1 protein-coding gene is annotated in these 686 nt (G+C 61.1%); it reads right to left on the bottom strand.

The window, feature by feature from the left end; all coding sequences use genetic code 11:
• The coding region (locus J5M56_RS23750) for a polysaccharide biosynthesis/export family protein (RefSeq protein ID WP_207937912.1) at positions 1-609 on the bottom strand (609 nt) is incomplete at its 3' end.
• Positions 610-686: the final 77 nt, after the last annotated feature.

The following is a 686-nucleotide window of genomic DNA, read 5'->3' on the forward strand; positions in this document are numbered from 1 at the left end:
CTGATTGAGCGTGTCGAGATTGAGTGGATAGACCCGCCCGTTGCGCGTCAGCAGCAGGCCCGACAAGTCGGCGTTATTAGTGTCGATGCCAGCGGAACCGAGGGCTTCGACCACACTCAGCGGATTGGTCGAAATCGCTTGCGGGCCGGCCTTCGTCACGGCGCCGGTGACCACGACTTTCTGGCTGGCGAAGCGCAGCACCGCGACGTCGACCTGCGGCTCGGCGATGAATGCCGACAAGCGCTGTTCGATGTCCGCGCGCAGTTGCTGGATAGTCCGGCCGGCCGCCTGGACTTCCTTGATGAACGGGTAATACAGCGTGCCATCGGAGCGCACCAGACGGCCGTTGGCATCGATCTGTTGTTGCGCGCCGGAGGGGGCGGTCAGCTCCGGATGATCCCAGACGGTGATGTACAGCACGTCATTGTTGCCGATGCGATATTCCGCCGGCGTCACCAGCAGCTCCGCCGGCAGCGACTCACGCTTCTGCGTGGCGCGGTTCATGGCGATCAGCTTCGGGGTGATCGGAATCAGCTCGACCCGACTGCTTTCGCTGGCACCCTGGCGGGTGATATCGCTGGTGCTCAGGTACTGGCCGGGGGAAAACATGCAACCTTGCAAAGCGAGACTTGCCAACATTAAAAGATAAACACTACGAGTCATAATGGCACTACGCTATTCAAGGG

It is taken from the genome of Pseudomonas sp. 51_B (assembly GCF_017491595.1).
Lineage (GTDB): Bacteria > Pseudomonadota > Gammaproteobacteria > Pseudomonadales > Pseudomonadaceae > Aquipseudomonas > Aquipseudomonas promysalinigenes.